This window comes from Citrobacter sp. Ce006 (assembly GCF_030336535.1).
Lineage (GTDB): Bacteria > Pseudomonadota > Gammaproteobacteria > Enterobacterales > Enterobacteriaceae > Citrobacter > Citrobacter europaeus.
Genome location: NZ_JAOWDO010000031.1, coordinates 1 through 298 on the forward strand (window position 1 = coordinate 1; position 298 = coordinate 298).

At 55.7% G+C, this 298-nt stretch carries 1 tRNA gene; it reads left to right on the plus strand.

Going from position 1 to position 298, the window contains the following annotated elements:
• The first annotated feature begins 223 nt into the window (after positions 1-223).
• Positions 224-297 (plus strand) — tRNA-Arg (locus OGV94_RS00770).
• Position 298: the final 1 nt, after the last annotated feature.

Sequence of the window (298 nt, forward strand, 5' to 3'; positions counted from 1 at the left end):
TACTCGGCTACGAACCGAGCGGTCGGAGGTTCGAATCCTCCCGGATGCACCATCTTCTCCGAGATAACAGCGAAACTGTTGTTTCATGGACTGCGAGATAATCGCGAGTACCAGGGAGGATAACGTTGCTTCAGCAACGGCCCGCAGGGCGAGGCGCAGCCGAGTAATCCTCCCGGATGCACCATATTCTTCGCAGTATCAGTAGTAATCAGCAATTCCCGATGCATCCGTAGCTCAGCTGGATAGAGTACTCGGCTACGAACCGAGCGGTCGGAGGTTCGAATCCTCCCGGATGCAC